The following is an 18,981-nucleotide window of genomic DNA, read 5'->3' on the forward strand; positions in this document are numbered from 1 at the left end:
CGTCACTCGCTCAGGCCACGGAGCCGCGCGCTCGGCGCGGGCGCGGACGTGAGCTCTCGTTGATGAACGGCCGCTTCCGCACCCCCCGCGAGACCATGACGGGTGGAGCCAAGACGGCGCTGGGCTCGATGCTGAACACGAACTCTCGCGTCGCCACGACGTTCCCAGCACCATCCTCGGCCACGACCTGGTATCGCACGTCGGCTCCGCGTTCGAAGCGCCCGAGGTCGATCTCCCAATAGCTGTTGGGCCCCTCGTTCCGAACCCAGCGCCCCTTGCGAGTGTCCTGGGTTCGGCGACCAGCACGGCTCCTGACCTCGCCGGTCGCCCAGACGGTTTGACCCAGCTCGATTGGCCACGTGCCGACATGAACGACCACGGGTTCACCCGCGGTCGCGCGCTCGGGGCGGCGCGGCGTGTCGATTTCGAGATGCCAGACGTGCATGGGCCTCCGGTCCTCCGATTGCTTCACTTCGCCTTCACGTCCACACGCATGGGCTGGGCTTCGGGCCGCTTCGGCAGCGTGACCGTCAACACACCGTCCTCGAGAGAGGCGCCAATGTGTTCCTTGTCCGCGCCCTCCGGCAGCGTGAACGAGCGGGCGAAGGTGCCGTAGGAGCGTTCATACGCGTAGAACGTGTCACCGCGTTCGGTCTTCTCGGCGTCGCGTTTGCCGGTGATGGTGAGCCGATTCTGGGTCAGCTTCACATCGACGTCCCCGGCCTTGATGCCCGGGAGATCGGCCTTGAACACGAAGGCGTCCTTGGTCTCTTTGACCTCGAAGGCCGCCGCAAACCCCAGCTCTTCTCCGAACCAACGCGGAGCCATCTCGCCGAATGGATCCCAGCGCAGCACGTCTCGCATGGTGCGCAGCGGATCCCACTCGCGCTCGGTGCGCGCCGCCTTGGCACGAGGTTCCGTGTGAACCGCGATATTTGCCATGACGATTTCCTCCTCTCGATGGACCAAGAGTGAACCGACGCAAACAGCGTTCCAGCTTTCCGCGGCGCGGATCCTGGCGTTTTCTCGGTGTCCCGAGCGCGGGGCTCCGGCAAGGGCTGCGTCCCATGCCTGCCAGTCGGCAGCCGTTGCGCGGCCGCGCTCGAAGAAGCCGCAGATTCGGCGAGCACGCAGCGGGCACGCACGATGCACAAACATCACCCGTCATGCGCATCCCTACCCTGCTCGGTTTGTGCGCACTCCTCGGAGCGTGCGCCTCCGCCACGGGCACGGCCTCGCCCGCGAGACCCGCCCAAGAGCCCCTCCACTCTGCGGCCGCCATCGACGGCGAGGTGCTGGGCGTGGACCGCGTGCCCCCTTCCGACAAACTGGCCTCGGGAGTCGTGCTGCGCGTGCAACCCGGCTCGAGCGCCGCAGTGGTCATAGATCTGGCCCCGGACTGGTACCTGGACGCTCACGGACTACGGTTTGCGCCCGCCGAGCGGGTCCACGTCGAGGGGTCTCGCGTGCAGAAAAAGGGCGGCGTCGTGATCTATGCCACGCGCGTTCGCAAGGGCACACAGACGCTGGAGCTCCGGCACCCGGACTCGGGCGCGCCGCTCTGGGGTGAGCCCCCGCGCTAGCCTGCTCGCGAACCGTCCGCTTGGGCGACGATGCTCTGGAGAATCGCCAGGCCCATGCCGATCTTCGCGAAGAAGCTGGAGTTGTGCGGGACGAGGAAGAACCGCGGGTGGGCCGACCAGATCTCGCGGAGCTTCTGATCGAGCGCGCGCGCCTCTGCCGCCGATTCGATCCGGGCCGGGTTGCCCCCCTCGATGGTCAGATCCCCGGCGGCGGCGGTTTCGAAGAAGACCACCGCGTCGTAGCGCGCGAGCTCCGCCTGACGCGTCGTGTTCATCGCTGTGAAGAATGCCTCGGTGTCGCCCGGCCAGTAGGCGGCGCCATCGAGCGTTCCGCGGTCACACAGCAGCACCCGCCCCGGGAAAGCGGCGCTCTGTACCGCCTCGAGGTTGCTCTGAACGTGAAAGATCGCTCGCTGTGCGGCGCGTCGAGCCTCGGGCTCTTCGACCCGAGGAAACCCCCCGTTGAACATGATGGTCGCACTTTCGGGCACGACGACCACGCGTTCACCGAGCTCACGCCGGAACAGATCTGCGGCGGTGGTCTTGCCGCCCCCCGGACCGCCGGTCAGCACCAACCTCATCTGGCTTCGCTCCATGTTGGACGTCCCGTCCCATTCCGTGCCCGGGCTCCGCGGTCGGGCTCAGTCCGCCGACTCGCGTCGCGCCGGCACGGTGATGACGGGCAGCCTGGAGTTTCGCACGATCTTTTCCGCGACGCTTCCCAGAACAAAATGTTTCACCCCGCCCCGCCCGTGCGTCCCCATCACGAGCAGGTCGAACTCACCGGATTCGAGATCCTCCAAAATTCTTTTGGCCGCCTCCCCGCTCTCCACGCGGGTCGTGACTCGCAGGCCCTTCGGCAGCGCGGACGCCGCCAAGAACTGTCGCATCTCGGTCTCGGCGTTGTCCCGGATCACGTCACCCAGCTTGCGCAGCTTGCCGTCGCGTCCCTTCACCTTCAGATCGGGCGGAGCGTGCGGCATACACTCCCACACGTGGACCACGGTCAGCGAGCCGCCGAGCTTGCTGGCGATCTCCGCGGCGAACGCCAAGACCTCGCGGCTTGGTTCGGAGTAGTCGACGGGAACGAGGATGCGCTTCACTCCCAGCATCATGCCAAATTTGGGCACGGCCCGCGAGCTTCTCCGCCCTCCGCCGCGAGCCAATGGATTAGTGCCCCGGGAGCTTCCGCTTCGACTCGGGTGGCAGGCTATGGCGAGGCGCTTCGGTCGCGACTGGCTCCGGGTAGTGCATCTCGACGGAGTAAACGCCCGAGTCCAACGTCGTACGCACCCGGAGCCCGCTCTTGTTGAAGACGCCGAGCATCTTCGCGTTGGTCGGATGCACGGTGGCCGTGAAACCCGCGAGCCCCCTCGCCTTGCCGATCTCCGCCATGCGGCGCATCAACAGCGTGCCCGTGCCTTTGCCCTGGAACTCGTCCCGGACGACGAACGCGATGTCGGCGAAACCCGTGGCCGGGTCGACGTCGTAACGCGCCACCGCCAGGATGTCCGGTGCCGGCCCCGCCTCGTCGCACAGCACCAGCGCCATGTTGTTGGCGTAGTCGAGGTTCACCAGGTCCAGCATCTCCTCGTAGGAGTGGCTCTTTTTGTGCTGCAAGAAGCGCAGGTAGGTCGACTCGTCCGAGAGGCGATAGAGCAGATCTTGTAGCGTCTCGAGATCTGCCGCGCGAACCGGGCGCAGCTTCAGGCGTTTGCCTCCGATTTCGACCCAGCTCTCCTCCTCCCAGGGATACCGCGCACGCGAGGCAACCTGGCTCGCAAACACGTAGTGCCGCGCCTTCGCGGCATCGAGCAGCTCACCCCGGAAATCTGGGTGGGCAATCTCGACCAGAGCCGTCGCGCGCTCGCGAATGCTCTTGCCCCAGAGATCGGCGACCCCGAACTCCGTGACCACGAAATGCACGTCGCCGCGGCTGGTGACGATGCCCGCGCCTTGCTCGAACACGGCCTGGATGCGGCTCATCTGGCCGTCTTTTGCCGTGGCCGGCAGGGCGATGATGGGTTTGCCACCGCGACTGCGCGCCGCGCCGCGGATGAAGTCGACCTGGCCGCCGATGCCGCTGAAGAAACGGCCCATCAAGGTGTCGGCCGCGACCTGCCCCGTGAGATCGACGCCGAGCGCGCTGTTGATGGCGATCATGTTGTCGTGCTGAGCGATCACGAACGGATCGTTGGTGAAGTCGCTCGGCCGCAGCTCGACCGCCGGGTTGTCGTGGATCCAGTCGTAGAGACGCTGGGTCCCCATGGCAAAAGAGGTCACGATCTTTCCCGGCAGCAGCGTCTTCTTGCGACCGGTCACCACGCCGGCTTCGACCAGGTCCATCACGCTGTCCGACAACATCTCGGTGTGAACACCCAGGTCTCGGCGCTCACGCAGCGCCTCGGTCACGGCGTGAGGAATGCGCCCGATCCCCGTCTGCAGCGTGGCCCCGTCGGGGATCAGACTCGCCACGTTCCGCCCGATGGCGCGGCAGACGTCATCGAGCGGCTCGACCGCGAGCTGGTGCAGAGGCGCGTCCACGGGCACCAGGCGGTCGATGCGGGACACGGGCACGAACGAATCCCCGAGCGTCCGCGGCATACGCGGGTTGACCTCGGCGATCACCAGATCGGCGGAGTCCACCGCGGCGCGCACGATGTCGACCGCCACACCCAAGCTGACGTAGCCGTGGGCGTCCGGTGGCGAGACCTGCACCAGCACGACATCGATGCGGACTCGCCGGCTACGGATCAGGCTCGGGATCTCCGACAGGAACACGGGCATGAAGTCCGCGCGCCCCTGGTGGACTGCCTCCCGGACATTTTGCCCGATGAAGAACGCCGTGTGACGGAAGCGGTGCTGGAGGCCGGGCGCGACGTAGGGCGCCGGGCCGAGCGTCAACAGGTGAACGATCTCGTTATCGGACAGGTGGTCGCCTTGCTCGACCAACGCCTGAACCAGGGTCGCTGGCTCAGCGGCCCCGGAGCCAATCAAGATGCGGCGCCCCCGATGAATCAGCCTCACGGCCTCGCCCGCGCTCGCGAGTTTGTCCGCGTAGCGCGCCTGCCAACCAGTGTTCATGACTCGATGTGTCTCCCGCGCACGGAGATCCGCGCGTGCTGGATGCGAGGATTTGGCGACCTGAGCGCCGGTCAGTCGTTGGAGCCCAGCCCCGGCAAGCCCTCGCGCGTGGCGCTCATCCGCCCGACGAGGTGGTAGGTGTGTCGGCGCCCGTGCCGCTCGCTGTGACGCGAACACCAGAGCTCGTCGCCGTTGCTCTCCCCGCGGATCCGCACACACTCCGGACAGGGCGGCTCGATCTGCGGGATGGGACCCGACTCCGGCGGCCGCACGACGAGCGTGGCGCAGGGGGACAGACGCACGACGCCCTCGGCGACCGAGCCGAGCAGCAGCCGCCGCACACCGCGCCGCCCGTGTGTGCCGACGATGACCAGCTCGGCCTCGAGATCCGACGCCAGCTGCGCGATCTCTTCGGCGGGTGCGTCCAGCCGGATGTGCGTGACGGCGCGAGTGAAGGTCCCAAGCTCCGGCTCGGTCCGCGACTCCACGAACTTCGCGAGCTTGCCCTCCACGTAGGTCTTCAGCTTCTGGCTCGCCTCGTCCATGCTGGCCGTCACCACTTCGGTGCCGGTGTCGAGGTGGACCAGCGGCCCCAAGCTGCGCGCGACGTAGATGACGTGGACCTCTCCATTTTCCTCCCGGCTCGCCAGCGCAAAGGCTCGCTCGAGCGCTACGTCCCCGATCGGCGAAAAATCAATCCCAACGACGATGACGTGGGGTTTTTTCTGGCTGGTCATGACAAAATCTCCTCTACGGTCGGAGCCTGACGCTCGAACACGTTGCACCCTGCGTGCCACGCGCGCGCCCCGAGATCTCCGGCTGGAACGCCGTGGTGTTGCGCGATTTGTTCGTCAACCCGCCGCGCGGCGCAAGGGTTGCGTTTTTCGAGCAAACTTGCGGGAAATTGCCTTCTCTATCTCGCCCAAACCCCAGATGGACGCACTCACCAGGAGCAACCCGGCGGCCGTGACCCAGGGCAGCCGGACCGTGGAGAACATCTCACCCAAACCCGGCGCGTAGATGGCGATCGCTTGCAGAACGAGTGCGAGGGCGAAGGCCCCGAGCAGGCGCCAGTTGGTCGCGAACCCGAGCTCGAACACCGAGTCCCGCCTCGAGCGGGCGTTGAGCGCATGAAACAGCGGAGAGAGCGCCAGCACGGTGAACGTTGCGGTGCGCGCCAGGGCGAGCGCCTCGGGCGCCGCATTCGGCCCAGGCGGCCGGAAAAACGCGAACGTCCCCACACCCAGAACCGCCATCACAACCCCGTAGCCCAACAGCCAGAGCAATTCATCTCGGTCGACGAGGCCTGCGTCTCGCCGGCGCGGCGGCTCCGCCATCGGATCGATGTGAACGGGCTCCATGCCCAGAGCCAGGGCTGGCAGCCCGTTCGTGATCAGGTTGATCCACAAGATCTGCGTCGGCGTCAGGATCGGCGGCCAGCCGACGGCGGCAGCGGCCAGCACGGCCAGCACCAGGCCGGCGTTCACCGAGAACAAGAACACGATAAAGCGCTTGATGTTGCCGTAAACGATCCGCCCCTCCTCGATCGCGAGCACGATGGTCGCGTAGTTGTCGTCGGTCAGCACCATGTCCGCGGACTCCCGAGCGACGTCCGTGCCCCCTCGCCCCATGGCGACCCCGATGTCCGCGGCCTTGATCGCCGGCGCATCGTTCACACCGTCGCCGGTCATGGCGACGACGTGACCGCGGGCTCCCAGCGCCTCGACCAGGCGGAGTTTGTGGGCGGCGGTCGCGCGCGCCACGACCCGGATGCGCTCGATTCGAGCCGCCAGCCCAGCGGCATCCAGCCGATCGATCTCCGGTCCGGTGATGACTTCACCCTCGTTGTCCTCGAGCATCGCCAGCTCGCGGCCGATGGCCTCGGCGGTCAGTGGGTGATCCCCGGTGATCATGATGGTGCGCACGCCGGCGCTCCTGGCCTTGGCGAGCGACAGCGCGACCTCGCTGCGCGGCGGATCGGCGATGCCCACCAGCCCGACGAGCACCAGCTCTTGCTCGCACTTCTCGAGCAGCGCATCGCGCTCGAGCAAGCTCGCTTCTTCGGTCGTCAGGGTCCCTGCTCGGGTCCGCGCGAGGGCGATCACTCTGAGTCCCAGCGAAGCCCAGTCGTCGACTCGACGGAGCAGCGCGGAACGCGAGTTGTCATCCAAGGCGACCTCCTCGCCGGCGTCGCCGAGTACCCAGCGCGAGCGCGACACCACCGCCTCCGGTGCGCCGTGGGATAGGCCGAGCGCGTCATCGGGTCCGGCAACGATGACGGTGACCAGCTTCCGCTCCCGATCGAAGGGCAGGACCCGCAAGCTGGGACGCTGGCGCTCCGCCCGCGAGATCTCCGCCCGATGCTCGACCCAGAGCCGCAAGATGGCGGCGTCCGTCGGATCGCCCGAGAGGGAGCCGTCCTCACCGATGCGCGCGGCGGGACACGCATTGGCGCTCACCACCAGCTCCCCGAGGGGATCTCGGCCCGAAAAGTCGGGCACGCGCCGCCCATGACCGAGCTCGGCGAAGACGATCTGCGCACCCGCCCCGTGCTCGACTTCGAACTGGTGTGTCCCCACTTGTACCCGCCGCACTTGCATCCGGTTTTCGGTCAGCGTGCCGGTCTTGTCGGTGCAGATCACGTCTGCCGCGCCCAAGGTCTCGACCGCGGACAGTCGCCGTACGAGCGCGTTCTGTTTGGCCATGCGCTGAACGCCGAGCGCGAGCACGATGGTGGTGACGGCGGGTAGCCCTTCGGGGATCGCGGCGACCGCCAAGCTGACCGCCGTCAGCAGCAAGAACCCGTAGCTTGCTTCCAGACGGATCGCGCCTACCGCAAATACCACCGCGCCCAGGACCGCGGACCCGATCACGACCTGGGTGCCGAAGACTCGCAGGTTCTTCTGCAGCGGGGTCTCCTGCTCCTCCAGCTTGCCCAGCAGCGCGGCAATGCGCCCGAGCTCGCTCCGCATGCCAGTCGCGACCACCAGGGCTCGCCCGCCCCCTCGCGCCACGTGCGTCCCGGAGAACACCATGTTGGTGCGCTCCGCCAGCGGTGTCGCCGGAGCGAGCTGGCCAAGCTCGAGTTTGTCGACCGGGACGGACTCATCCGTCAGCGCGGACTCGTCCACGACCAGATCGGCAGTGCTGACCAGCCGCGCGTCCGCCGGAACGCGATCGCCCTCTCTGAGCTCCACCAGATCTCCGGCGACGATCTCGCGCGCCGGCAGCATCACGACGGCCCCATCGCGTACGACCTTCGCCAGCGGCGCACCGAGCTCGCGCAGCGCAGAGAGTGCGCGCTCCGCTTTGACCTGCTGAGCGAAACCAACGATGGCGTTCACCAGAACGATGATGCCGATGGCGATGGCGTCGCCGAAGCGGTGCAACACCGACCCCGTCGCACGCGCGCCCCAGCCTAGCCAGACCGCGACCAGAGCCGCGACGATCAACGCGATCACGGTCACGTCCGCGAACTGCCCGATGAACTGGCGCAGCGCCGAAGCCCGCGCGCGCTCCGCAATTTCGTTGTTGCCGTCGGCGCGCAGCCGCCTGAGCGCGCTCTCCCCGCTGAGACCTCGCTCGAGATCCGAGCCCAGACGGCCAGCGGCTGCCTCGGGATCGAGCTCGAAAAAGTCGCCGTTTTGCTCCCAATGGGCACAGTTGGACTCGGTTGGCCCCAGCCCATCGACCTCGGCCTGCCCCCGCACCTTCTGCGCTTGGCCGGTGCTTCGGTGCAGTGCTTGCGCGCCCGAGGTCGAGCTGGATTTGCCGCGCTTTGCGGCTTCGGGTGGGGTCCGAGTCGGCACCGCACGGGATCCTGCAAGAACGAGGCGCATGACGCCAGATCTCTCGCCAAGTGGGGGTGGACGGCACCCGGAGCCGGATGTGCCTGGCGGGAACAATCTCCACCGGGGCACGGATCGTGCTCGCGCGCCGAGCAATGTCGGCTCTGGGAGAAGTATCGATACGACGACGACATCGTCCGAAAGTTCACCTTCGCCACCCTGGTCTGGGGTGTCGTGGCGACCCTGGCGGGACTGTATGTCGCCTTGATCCTGGTGATGCCGAGCCTGAGCTTCGGCTTGCCGTTTCTGACCTTCGGGCGGCTGCGACCGCTGCACACGAACGCGGCCATCTTCGCCTTCGCGGGCAACGCCGTCTTCGCCGCCGTGTACTACTCGTCGCAGCGCTTGCTGAAGGCGCGGCTCTTCAACGACACGCTGAGCCGAGTCCATTTCTGGGGCTGGCAGCTGATCATCGTCGCTGCCGCGGTGACGCTGCCACTCGGGATCACCTCGGGCAAAGAGTACGCGGAGCTCGAGTGGCCCATCGACATCGCCATCGCGGTGGTCTGGGTCGTGTTCGCCGTCAACTTCTTCGGCACCATCGCACGCCGGCGCGAGCGCCACATCTATGTCGCGATCTGGTTCTACATCGCGACGGTGATCACCGTCGCAGTGCTGCACATCTTCAACAGCCTCGCGATCCCCGCTAGCGCGACCCGTAGTTATTCGCTCTACGCCGGCGTGCAGGATGCGTTCATGCAGTGGTGGTACGGCCACAACGCGGTCGCCTTTTTCCTCACCACTCCGTTCTTGGGCTTGATGTACTACTTCATGCCGAAGGCCGCGAAGCGCCCGGTATTCTCGTATCGCCTGTCGATCCTGCACTTCTGGTCGCTGGTCTTTCTCTACATCTGGGCCGGTCCCCACCATCTGCATTACACGGCGCTGCCCGATTGGGCATCGACCCTGGGCATGGTGTTCTCGATCATGCTGTGGATGCCTTCATGGGGCGGCATGATCAACGGGCTCATGACCCTGCGCGGCGCCTGGAACAAGGTCGCCGAGGATCCGGTACTGAAGTTCTTCGTGGTCGGCATCACCTTCTACGGCATGAGCACGTTCGAAGGACCGATGCTCTCGATCAAGAGCGTGAACGCCCTGTCGCACTACACCGACTGGACGATCGCCCACGTGCACTCCGGCGCGCTCGGTTGGAACGGCATGATGACCTTCGGCCTGGCCTACTGGCTCGCGCCCCGGCTCTTCCAGACCGAGCTCTGGAGCAAGAAGCTCGCGAACCTGCACTTCTGGATCGGGACCTTGGGGATCCTGCTGTACATCGTCCCGATCTACGCGGCAGGTGTGACCCAGGGGCTGATGTGGCGCGCTTTCGACCAGACCGGCCGGCTTGCTTACCCGGACTTCGTCGAGACCGTGGTCCGACTGATCCCGATGTACTGGGTACGCGTCGGCGGCGGCACGCTCTTCGTGTTGGGAGCGTGTTTCGCACTGGTCAACCTGATCATGACCTGGCGAGCACGACCCGCGACCTACACCGATCCGGAGCACGAGTCGCCGGCGCTCGCCGAGTACACCGGCGCCGACGCCAAACCCACGCAGGGCGTGTTCGCCTTCGTGATGCGCGGGGACTTCCACCGAGCGTGGGAGCGCAAGGCATTCAAGTTCTCGGTGCTGGTCGCGCTCAGTGTGATCGTCGCGTCGTTGTTCGAGATCATCCCGACCTTCCTGATCCGGTCGAACGTGCCCACCATCGCGAGTGTCAAGCCCTACACTCCGCTCGAGCTCGCGGGGCGCGACGTCTACCTGGCCGAAGGTTGTTACAACTGCCACTCGCAGATGGTGCGGCCCATCCGCTCGGAGACCGAGCGCTACGGCGAGTACAGCAAACCTGGCGAGTTCGTCTACGACCACCCCTTCCAGTGGGGCTCCCGCCGCATCGGGCCGGACCTGCACCGCGTTGGCGGCAAGTACCCGCACCTCTGGCACGTCCGCCACATGCAGGATCCGCGATCGACGACGCCGCAGTCGATCATGCCGCCTTATGCCTGGCTGCAACAGAACGAAACCGACTTCGCGGGGATCCAGGCGCGGGTCGACGTGATGGCCATGCTCGGTGTCCCCTACGGCGACGCGCTGAGCAAGGCCGAGGCCCTGGCCCGGGAGCAGTCCAAGCAGATCGCAGCCGAGATCGTCAGTCAGGGCGGGCCAAGCGGGCTCGAGGGCAAGCAGATCGTCGCGTTGATCGCCTATCTCCAGCGCCTCGGCACCGACATCAAGAAACAATCCCCCGCCGGCGAAGCGGCGCAGGCCCGAAACCCGGACCCGGTCAGCCCGACCAGCCCGCCACCGGGAGCACTACTTCCGCAGCTCAGGCCAGGAGCAAACTGAGATGAAACTCTCCGACGTGATGGGTGCGATGGGCCTCGCGGGGTACGCCGAGATCGCCCTGCTGATTTTCTTCGTCGTCTTCGTCGGCGTGGTCGTGCGGCTGTTTCGGCGCGACGAGAGCGCCGTGTTCGAGCGCGCGCGGTTCATGCCGCTCGACGACGACCTGCAAGACCTCGATCGAGACGGCAAGGAGCGCGGCTGAAATGTCCGAGAACAACCAGGAGCCGACCGCCGGCGACACCCCCAAAGGGGACGCCGAAATGCTGATGGATCACGAGTACGACGGGATCCAGGAGTACGACAATCCGCTGCCCCGCTGGTGGGTGTGGATCTTCTGGGGCAGTGTGATCTGGGCTGCCGGCTACTTCGTCGTCTATCACGTGACGAAGAGCGCGCCGGGGGTACACGCGGAGTACCAGGCGGAGCTCGCGGCGGCGGGCGCCTTGGCGCCGAAGACGGTCGCAGCGACCCCCGAGAGCCTCGAGAAGGCAATGTCCGACGCGGCGACGGTCGAGAGCGGGAAGGCCGTGTTCGCGCTGCGCTGTGCCGCGTGCCACGCCGACAAAGGGCAGGGGCTGGTCGGGCCAAACCTGACGGACAAACACTGGGTCCACGGGGAGGGAAAACTCACCGACATCCACAAGGTGGTCTCCGAAGGCGTCGCCGCCAAAGGCATGCCGGCGTGGGAAAAGCAGCTCACGCCGACGGAGCTCGTGCAGGTCGTCGCCTACGTCGGCACACTGCGCGGCAAGATGGAGGCGGGCAAGGCGCCCGAGGGGAAGGAAGTCCCGGGCAACTGATGTCGGGTCCGCTCCCTCCGCCAGAACGCGTTCTGCCGACGCTGAACGCGGACGGTTCGCGGCGACGCATCCGTCCGAAGCTCCACACCGGCAAACACTGGCGCGCGCGCTTGGCGACCGGCTGGGCACTCATCGTGCTGTTCGTGAGCCTGCCGTTCTTGAAGATGAACGGCAAACCGCTGGTGTTGCTCGACGTGCCGGGGCGAGCGTTCCACCTCTTCGGACGCACGTTCCTGGCCACGGACGGCGTACTCTTGATGTTGCTGATGCTGAGCATCTTTGCGGCGGTGATCGGGCTGACGGCGCTGGTCGGGCGGGCGTGGTGCGGCTGGGGCTGCCCGCAAACCGTGTACATGGAGTTCGTCTTCCGCCCCATCGAGCGTTGGTTCGAGGGTGACCGTAGCGGTCAACTCGCGCTCGATCGCAGACAGGGTGTGTCGCCGCGGCGCGTGGCCAAGAACCTGGTGTTCTTGCTGGCGAGTGTGCTCGTCGCCAACGTCTTCCTCGCCTACTTCGTGGGGGTCGCTCGGCTATCGCGCTGGATCACCCAATCCCCGTTCGAGCACCCCACCCCGTTTTTGATCATGGCGGTCACGGCCGGGCTGGTCTTCTTCGACTTTGCCTGGTTTCGCGAGCAGATGTGCACCGTCATCTGTCCCTACGCACGCCTGCAGTCAGTGCTGCTCGACCGCCATTCGCTGCTGGTCGGTTACGACTCCCGGCGCGGCGAACCGCGCCTGAAGGGCAAGACAAAACCTGGAGCCGGCGACTGCATCGACTGCAACGCCTGTGTGGTGACCTGCCCGACGGGCATCGACATCCGTGAGGGCTTGCAGCTCGAGTGCATCGCCTGCACGCAGTGCATGGACGCCTGCGACTTCATCATGCAGCGGGTCGGCAAGGCCCCTGGCTTGATCCGCTACGGCTCCCAGGATGGGTTCGAGACGGGCAAACGCCCCAGGTACCTGCGCCCCCGCGTGGTTGTCTATGCCCTCGCGCTGGCGTGCTTCGTCGCAGCGTTGGGCGTGGCCGGCATGCGCATCGGCAGCGCTGACGTGACCATCTTGCGCGGCATCGGGCTGCCGTTTGCCGAACACCCGGACGGTGTTCAGAATCAGATCCGGATCAAGATCGAGAACCGCGGCGACGTCGAGCATGCCTACGAGATCAGCCTGATCGGCGCGACCGACGTGAAGCTAATCGCGCCCGAGAATCCGCTGCGGGTGCGCGCCGGGACGCACGAGTCGACCAGCGTCTTCGTGATTGCTCCGCGAACGAGCTTCCACCGCGGTGAGCGTCCGATCCGTTTCGGCATTCGTGATCACGCGGGATTCGAGCAAGAGGTCGCCTACAAGCTCTTGGGGCCCGAGGCACCGGCTTCAGCCGAGGGAGGCTCATGACCCAGAAACCCGGCATGCCTCTGACCCGCGCGGGTCGCTTCTGGGCGCTGTTCCCGGTGGCGCTGATCGTGAGCACGACCCTCGGGCTGCTCTCGATGGCGGCCATCGCCGTCCACGATCCGTCGTTTGCGACCGAGCAGGACTACTACAAGAAGGCCGTTGCCTGGGACCAGACCCAGGCGCAGGTCAGCACCAACACCCGCCTCGGCTGGAAGGTCGAGCTCGACACCGAGCTGCGCGGCAACGAGCTGCACGTGTTGGCGCGTGTCGTCGACGCGAGCGGCGCACCCATCCGCGGGGCGACGGTGAAGCTGGAGGCCTTTGCCAACGCCCGAGCCGCGCGCGTCGAGACGGCGGTGCTCCTGCCGACCGGCGACGCGGGGTATGGCGGCACCGTCGCGCTCAGTCAGCTTGGATTGTGGGAGTTCCGCCTCGACGTCAGCTCCGACGGCCGGCATTTCACCGAGACGCTGCGGCGAGACGTTCGAGCTGGAGGTCCCTCATGAGCGCCTCGCTGTTCCTTCCGATCGTGAGCGCGAGCTTGATCGGCAGCCTGCACTGCGCGGGCATGTGCGGACCGTTCGCCGCGTTCTACTCGGATCCGACCCCGGCCCGTGGATTCGCGCGGCTCTTGCCGCACCTCAGCTATCACCTCGGGCGGCTGCTGACCTACACGGCCCTCGGCGCCCTCGCCGGCTCCCTCGGAGGCGTGACGGATCTCGCCGCCGAGAGTGTCGGCATCGGCCGCATCGCGGCCGTGGTCGCCGGCGGGTTGATGATCGCGTGGGCCGCCCGCTTGCTGCTCGAGCATGCGGGCGTGAGCTGGCCGGCCGTCGGCGCGAGCGGCAGACTCGGCAAGCTCAGCTTGGGGCTCATGACGCGCATTCGCGCGCGGCGTCCGGCCACCCGAGGGTTGCTGGTAGGTCTGTCGTCCACGCTGCTGCCCTGCGGCTGGTTGTACGCGTTCGCGGTGGCCGCGGCTGGCACCGGCAGCACGCTGTCCGGCATGTGGGTGATGCTGGCGTTCTGGAGCGGCACCGTACCGCTGCTGGTCGGCCTCGGCGTCGGTGTGCACAGCTTGACCCATCGCCTTCGCCGCCACGTGCCGGTCCTGTCCGCGATTGCCCTGCTCGCGGTCGGCGTCGCAGGGGTGTTCGGTCGCCTCAACGCCCCCGCTCTCGCCTTCGGCGATGCGAAGCAGTTCTTGGGCAAGAGCGGGGTACCCGCCGAGCCGCCCTGCCACACGCACGAGGGCCGGCCCCGGTGACACAAGCGACACTCGCGCCGTTCGAGGGGACGACCACGGCCGACGTCGTGTGTGATCACTGCGGTCTGCCGGTGCCGCGGTCCGGAGTTCGCGAACACGAGCCGGAGCAGTTTTGTTGTGACGGTTGCCGCACGGTGTTCGCCGTGATCCGGGACGCCGGGCTCGGTCGCTACTACCGAGAACGTGCGGACGCGGGCGCGCTCGGCCGACGCGCGAGCGGCTCGGACAAGACCTACGCGGAGCTCGACGATCCCCTGTTCGTCGCGACCTACTGTCGCGAGCTAGGTCCGGACCTGCTCGAGCTCGAGCTGTATCTCGAGAATCTGCACTGTCCGGCCTGTGTCTGGCTAGTCGAGCGTCTGGGCCGCGTCGTGCCGGGGATCGTTTCGGCCAGCGTAGATCTGGGGCGCTCGACGGTGCGTGTGCTGTTTCCACCGAGCTTGCTCCGCCCCTCCGAGGTCGCGCGCGGGCTCGCCGGGCTCGGTTACCTGCCGCACCCGCGACAGAGCGCAGACGCCGCCGAGTTGCGCCGAAACGAGGACCGCGCGCTGCTCTCGCGCATGGCGGTTGCGGGGGCCGTGTTCGCCAACGTCATGCTGTTCGGGCTCGCGCTCTACGCCGGCGCCTTTCAGGGCATGGACGCCGACTACCGGACGTTCTTCCGCGCGGCCAGCTTGATCGTGGTGACGCCCGCGGTGCTCTGGTCGGCCCGGGTCTTCCACCGCGGAGCCTGGGCCTCGATCAGGGCTCGCACACCCCACATGGATCTGCCGGTCAGCATCGGCATCTTGGCGGGTTTCAGCTGGGGTGCGCTCAACGTGATCCGAGGGCGCGGCGAGATCTACTTCGACTCCGTGTCGGCCGTGATCTTCTTGCTCCTGGTCGGGCGCTGGCTGCAGCGCCGGCGGCAGCACGCGGCAACTGACGCCGCCGAGTTGCTCTTTTCCCTGGCACCGTCGAGCGCGCGCCTGCTGGTTGATGGGGAGCCGCGAGAGGTCCCGACCAACGCCGTGCCGACCGGGGGTCTGCTGCAGATCCGAGCCGGCGAGACCTTCCCCGCCGACGGGGTCGTCACGCTGGGTGAGTCGACCGTCGATGCCTCGTTGCTCAGCGGCGAGACTCGCCCCGAAGAGATCGCGATCGGCAGCCGAGTGCACGCCGGCACCGTCAACGTGTCGGCGGAGGTGATCGTCCGCGCCGAGGAGACGGGACAGGCAACGCGCATCGGACGACTGCTGCAGACGGTGCGGGACGCCGCGGCTCGTCGCGCCCCCACCGCGCTCGCCGCCGATCGCGCCGCCGGACGCTTCGTCGTCGTTGCCCTTGGCCTGGCGCTGCTCACACTCGTCGGCTGGTGGCAGATCGACAAGACCCGCGCGCTCGAAAACGCCATCGCTCTTCTGGTGGTGACCTGTCCCTGCGCGCTCGGGCTGGCCACGCCGCTCGCGGTCACGGCCGCCATCGGCAAGGCGGCCGGCAGCGGTGTTCTCATCAAGGGCGGTGACGCGCTCGAGCGCCTCGACACGCCAGCGCTCGTCGTGTTCGACAAGACCGGAACCCTGACCGAAGGCCGGCTGGAGCTGGCGGCATTTCACGGCGACAAGGCGCTCGAAGCGCGGGTCGCGGCGGTCGAAGCGCGCTCCGCGCATCCCATCGCCCGAGCTTTCACCCGCGCGCTCGGCGAAGGGGACGCGACCGTCACCGAGTACTGCCAGGTCCCCGGCGGTGGAGTGAGCGCGACCGTCGATGGTCGCAGGCTCCACATCGGCTCCGTGGCGTTCGTTCGCGCGCGCGCCGAGGTGCCCACGGAGCTGAACGACAGAGCGAGCCGGGCGGGGCGTTGCGGCGAGACCCCGGTCTTGATCGCCGAGAGCGGGACGGCGTGCGCCCTGGCCTGTTTCCGCGATCCGATTCGCCGCGACGCGCGCGAAAGCCTTGGCGCACTGCTCGCGATGGGCCACCGGCTGGCGATCTTGAGCGGTGATCAACCCGAGGTCGTCGAGAGCGTCGCGCGCCAGCTCGATCTGCCCCTGGCTTTCGCGCTTGGCGGAGCCTCGCCGGAGGACAAACTCGCGGTCATCGAGCGCGAAGCGGAGCGCGGTGCAGTCGTCATGGTCGGCGATGGAGTGAACGACGCGGCCGCGTTGGCCCGCGCGCATGTCGGCATCGCCGTCCACGGCGGCGCGGAGGCAAGCCTGGCGGCGGCCGACGCGTTCACGACGGAACCCGGAGTGTTGCCGGTGCTCCGGCTATTTACCGGGGCGCGGCGCACATTTCGGGTGATCCGCCGCAATATCCTGCTGTCACTGGGCTACAACGCAATCTGTGCGACGCTGGCGGTGTTCGGCGCCATTGCGCCGTGGATCGCTGCAATCTTGATGCCCCTCTCCTCCCTCACCGTCGTCACGAGCTCGTATCGGTCGAAGACCTTCGAGAGGAAGTCATGAGCGCGTTGTTCGTGGTCTTGCCGCTGGCTCTGCTCCTGGCCAGCGGCGCGGTGTTTGCTTTCCTGTGGGCCGCACGCCGCGGACAGTTCGATGATCTCGATACCCCCGCCGTACGCGTGCTCCATGACGATGACGACGAATGAGCCTCGCGAGCGGGGCCGAGAAGCGAGCCGCACATGAGCAACAAAGAGCGAACAATCCGTGACTTCATGACGGAATCCCCTCACACGATCGGCTCCGAGCAGCCGCTGACTCGAGCCCACGAGTTGATGCGCGAGCACGACATTCGCCACTTGCCTGTGCTCCACGGGGGCAAGCTGGCGGGCATGGTCACGCTGCGAGATCTGCACCTGCTCGAGACCTTGAAGGACGTGGACCCGTCAGAAGTGCGCGTCGAAGAGGCAATGACGGTGGACGCCTACGTCGTGGCGCCTGACCAGAGCATCGGGGCCGTGGCGAGAGAGATGGCCACCCGCAAGCTCGGTTCCGCGATCGTGGCGGACGGCTCGAAAGTCGTGGGGGTCTTCACGACCGTGGATGCCCTTCGGGCGCTCGCGGACGCCATCGGCTGAGGGGCGAAACTTGGCGCAGTTTATGCGCGACCACTGACCGTCGGCGCAATTTCGGCGTGACCTGCTGCGTTTTTGGCGCATAATTGCGGACAATCGGAGTGGGCATGGGTCGTGCACCGGTTGCGTCCCGCCGCACAAATTACCACCGGAGTGAGCCATGACCAAGGGTCGCATTCTAGTCGTCGACGATGAGCCCAATGCCCGCAACGCCCTCGCAGAGATCCTGAAGGAGGAGGGCTACTCGGTCGAGACCGCCGCGGACGGCTTCAAGGGGCTGGCCCGCGCGGAGGAGTTCTCGCCCGCGCTCGTGCTCACCGATCTGAAGATGCCGGGCATGGACGGCGTGGAGCTCCTGCGCAAGCTGCGTCAGCACGCCCCCGACGTGCCGGTCGTCTTGATGACGGCCTTCGGTGCGGTCGAGACCGCCGTGAGCGCGATGCGCGAGGGCGCGGCCGACTACCTGACCAAACCCCTCAACACGGACGAGCTGGTGCTGGTGATCGATCGCGCGCTCGAGCGCACTCGCCTGCGCCGCGAGACGACCGAGCTGCGCAGTCAGCTGTCGGAGCGCTACCGTTTCGACAACATCATCGGCAACTCTCCGGAGATGCAAGAGGTGTTCAAGGCGGTCGCCCAGGTCGCACCCAGTCGCGCGACGGTGCTCCTGACGGGCGAATCCGGCACGGGCAAGGAGCTGATCGCCGCCGCGATCCACCATCGTTCCCCGCGTAAGGACGGGCCGTTCATCCGGCTGCACTGCGCGGCCCTCGCCGAAACCCTGCTCGAGAGCGAGCTCTTCGGACACGAGCGCGGCGCGTACACCGGCGCCGATCGTCGGCGTGAGGGACGCTTCGAGCAGGCCGATGGCGGGACGCTGTTCCTGGACGAAATCGGCGACATCACCCCATCCACCCAGGTCAAACTGTTGCGCGTCCTGCAGGAGCGCCAGTTCGAGCGAGTGGGCGGAAATCAGACGCTAACCGTCGACGTCCGCATGGTGGCAGCCACCAACCGCGATCTGAAACAGCTGGTGGCCGACGGACAGTTCCGCGAGGATCTCTACTACCGCCTCAACGTCATCAACGTGCACCTGCCGCCACTTCGGCGCCGGCGCAGCGACGTGGCAGCGCTGGCAGCCCATTTCCTGGAGCGTTTCGGCAAGGAGAACGAGAAGCAGATCGACCGTTTCAGCGACAGCTCCCTCGCTCAGATCGTCGCGTACAACTGGCCGGGGAACGTGCGAGAGCTGGAAAATGTGGTGGAGCGCGCTGTCGTGCTCGCGGACGGACCCAGCATCGAGTCGCATCACTTGCCCGCCGAGCTCGGCTCCGTCGAGGGCGGCAACGTGCTGCCCACCATTCCGGGCTCGTCCATGGCGGATATCGAACGTCACGCGATCCTCACGACGCTCGAAGCGCATGGCGGTTCGACCAGCAAGGCCGCCGAGGTGCTCGGCATCAGCGTGCGCAAGATCCAGTACAAGCTGCACGAGTACGGAGAGGCTCCCAAGAGCTCGATTCCCGCCGTGCGCCGGCGCGAACCCGGCGCCGCGGGTGTGCTGGGCCGCGCCTAGCCGTTTTTTGCTGGATTTGCCCCTGGCCCGCCGGGGGTTGTCAACGCCGCGGGGCGCG

18 protein-coding genes are annotated in these 18,981 nt (G+C 67.2%); 11 read left to right on the forward strand and 7 right to left on the reverse strand.

The window, feature by feature from the left end; translation table 11 throughout:
* Window positions 1-10: 10 nt before the first annotated feature.
* Together IPI67_18700 and IPI67_18705 are read right to left on the reverse strand one after the other, a co-directional pair.
* Window positions 11-445: a hypothetical protein gene (locus tag IPI67_18700; protein ID MBK7582222.1), complete on the reverse strand. Its 435-nt coding sequence runs from the start codon at window positions 443-445 to the stop codon at window positions 11-13.
* A 23-nt stretch (window positions 446-468) separates the two neighbouring features.
* Entirely contained in the window at window positions 469-864 is a 396-nt protein-coding gene (locus IPI67_18705) for an Hsp20 family protein (GenBank protein ID MBK7582223.1), read from the reverse strand.
* A 302-nt stretch (window positions 865-1,166) separates the two neighbouring features.
* Between IPI67_18705 and IPI67_18710 the strand changes: the two genes are divergently transcribed.
* Window positions 1,167-1,583: a hypothetical protein gene (locus IPI67_18710; protein ID MBK7582224.1), complete on the forward strand. Its 417-nt coding sequence runs from the start codon at window positions 1,167-1,169 to the stop codon at window positions 1,581-1,583.
* Here the strand turns inward: IPI67_18710 and IPI67_18715 are convergent.
* From IPI67_18715 to IPI67_18735, 5 genes are all read right to left on the reverse strand, one after another.
* A complete protein-coding gene (locus IPI67_18715; GenBank protein ID MBK7582225.1) occupies window positions 1,580-2,164 on the reverse strand; it encodes an AAA family ATPase in 585 nt (194 codons plus the stop codon). The two genes, IPI67_18710 and IPI67_18715, sit on opposite strands and share 4 nt — an antisense overlap.
* Window positions 2,165-2,224: 60 nt before the next feature.
* On the reverse strand, window positions 2,225-2,713 hold the full coding sequence (locus IPI67_18720) for a universal stress protein (GenBank protein ID MBK7582226.1): 489 nt from the start codon (window positions 2,711-2,713) through the stop codon (window positions 2,225-2,227).
* Between the two features lie 40 nt (window positions 2,714-2,753).
* Window positions 2,754-4,667 carry a GNAT family N-acetyltransferase gene (locus tag IPI67_18725; protein MBK7582227.1) on the reverse strand — a complete coding sequence of 638 codons (1,914 nt, stop codon included), beginning with the start codon at window positions 4,665-4,667 and terminating at the stop codon, window positions 2,754-2,756.
* Window positions 4,668-4,738: 71 nt separating this feature from the next.
* On the reverse strand, window positions 4,739-5,404 hold the full coding sequence (locus tag IPI67_18730) for a universal stress protein (GenBank protein MBK7582228.1): 666 nt from the start codon (window positions 5,402-5,404) through the stop codon (window positions 4,739-4,741).
* A 114-nt stretch (window positions 5,405-5,518) separates the two neighbouring features.
* Window positions 5,519-8,377 (reverse strand): cation-transporting P-type ATPase, encoded by a 2,859-nt coding sequence (locus IPI67_18735; protein ID MBK7582229.1) that lies wholly within the window; start codon window positions 8,375-8,377, stop codon window positions 5,519-5,521.
* On the opposite strand from IPI67_18735, the gene ccoN reads away from it, so the two are divergent.
* The 10 genes from ccoN to IPI67_18785 all read left to right on the forward strand — a co-directional run bounded on the left by ccoN (window position 8,321) and on the right by IPI67_18785 (window position 18,923).
* Window positions 8,321-10,864, forward strand: a complete 2,544-nt coding sequence (gene ccoN / locus IPI67_18740) for a cytochrome-c oxidase, cbb3-type subunit I (GenBank protein MBK7582230.1) — start codon at window positions 8,321-8,323, stop codon at window positions 10,862-10,864. The two genes, IPI67_18735 and ccoN, sit on opposite strands and share 57 nt — an antisense overlap.
* Window positions 10,865-10,883: 19 nt before the next feature.
* Window positions 10,884-11,066 (forward strand): CcoQ/FixQ family Cbb3-type cytochrome c oxidase assembly chaperone, encoded by a 183-nt coding sequence (locus IPI67_18745; GenBank protein ID MBK7582231.1) that lies wholly within the window; start codon window positions 10,884-10,886, stop codon window positions 11,064-11,066.
* Between the two features lies 1 nt (window position 11,067).
* A complete protein-coding gene (locus IPI67_18750) occupies window positions 11,068-11,664 on the forward strand; it encodes a c-type cytochrome (protein ID MBK7582232.1) in 597 nt (198 codons plus the stop codon).
* The gene (gene ccoG / locus IPI67_18755) at window positions 11,664-13,064 is read left to right on the forward strand and encodes a cytochrome c oxidase accessory protein CcoG (protein MBK7582233.1); all 1,401 of its coding nucleotides are present in this window, start codon (window positions 11,664-11,666) and stop codon (window positions 13,062-13,064) included. The genes IPI67_18750 and ccoG overlap by 1 nt, the downstream gene beginning before the upstream one ends.
* Window positions 13,061-13,570, forward strand: coding sequence for a FixH family protein (locus IPI67_18760; protein ID MBK7582234.1), 510 nt, complete (start codon window positions 13,061-13,063; stop codon window positions 13,568-13,570). The genes ccoG and IPI67_18760 overlap by 4 nt, the downstream gene beginning before the upstream one ends.
* Window positions 13,567-14,331: a sulfite exporter TauE/SafE family protein gene (locus IPI67_18765; GenBank protein MBK7582235.1), complete on the forward strand. Its 765-nt coding sequence runs from the start codon at window positions 13,567-13,569 to the stop codon at window positions 14,329-14,331. The genes IPI67_18760 and IPI67_18765 overlap by 4 nt, the downstream gene beginning before the upstream one ends.
* Entirely contained in the window at window positions 14,328-16,778 is a 2,451-nt protein-coding gene (locus IPI67_18770) for a heavy metal translocating P-type ATPase (GenBank protein ID MBK7582236.1), read from the forward strand. Before IPI67_18765 ends, IPI67_18770 begins: the two co-directional genes overlap by 4 nt.
* Window positions 16,775-16,921 (forward strand): cbb3-type cytochrome oxidase assembly protein CcoS, encoded by a 147-nt coding sequence (gene ccoS / locus IPI67_18775; protein ID MBK7582237.1) that lies wholly within the window; start codon window positions 16,775-16,777, stop codon window positions 16,919-16,921. The genes IPI67_18770 and ccoS overlap by 4 nt, the downstream gene beginning before the upstream one ends.
* Before the next feature lie 66 nt (window positions 16,922-16,987).
* Window positions 16,988-17,350 (forward strand): CBS domain-containing protein, encoded by a 363-nt coding sequence (locus tag IPI67_18780; GenBank protein ID MBK7582238.1) that lies wholly within the window; start codon window positions 16,988-16,990, stop codon window positions 17,348-17,350.
* A 157-nt stretch (window positions 17,351-17,507) separates the two neighbouring features.
* Window positions 17,508-18,923 carry a sigma-54-dependent Fis family transcriptional regulator gene (locus tag IPI67_18785; protein MBK7582239.1) on the forward strand — a complete coding sequence of 472 codons (1,416 nt, stop codon included), beginning with the start codon at window positions 17,508-17,510 and terminating at the stop codon, window positions 18,921-18,923.
* The last annotated feature ends 58 nt before the right edge of the window (window positions 18,924-18,981 follow it).

It is taken from the genome of Myxococcales bacterium (assembly GCA_016706225.1).
Lineage (GTDB): Bacteria > Myxococcota_A > Polyangia > Polyangiales > Polyangiaceae > JADJKB01.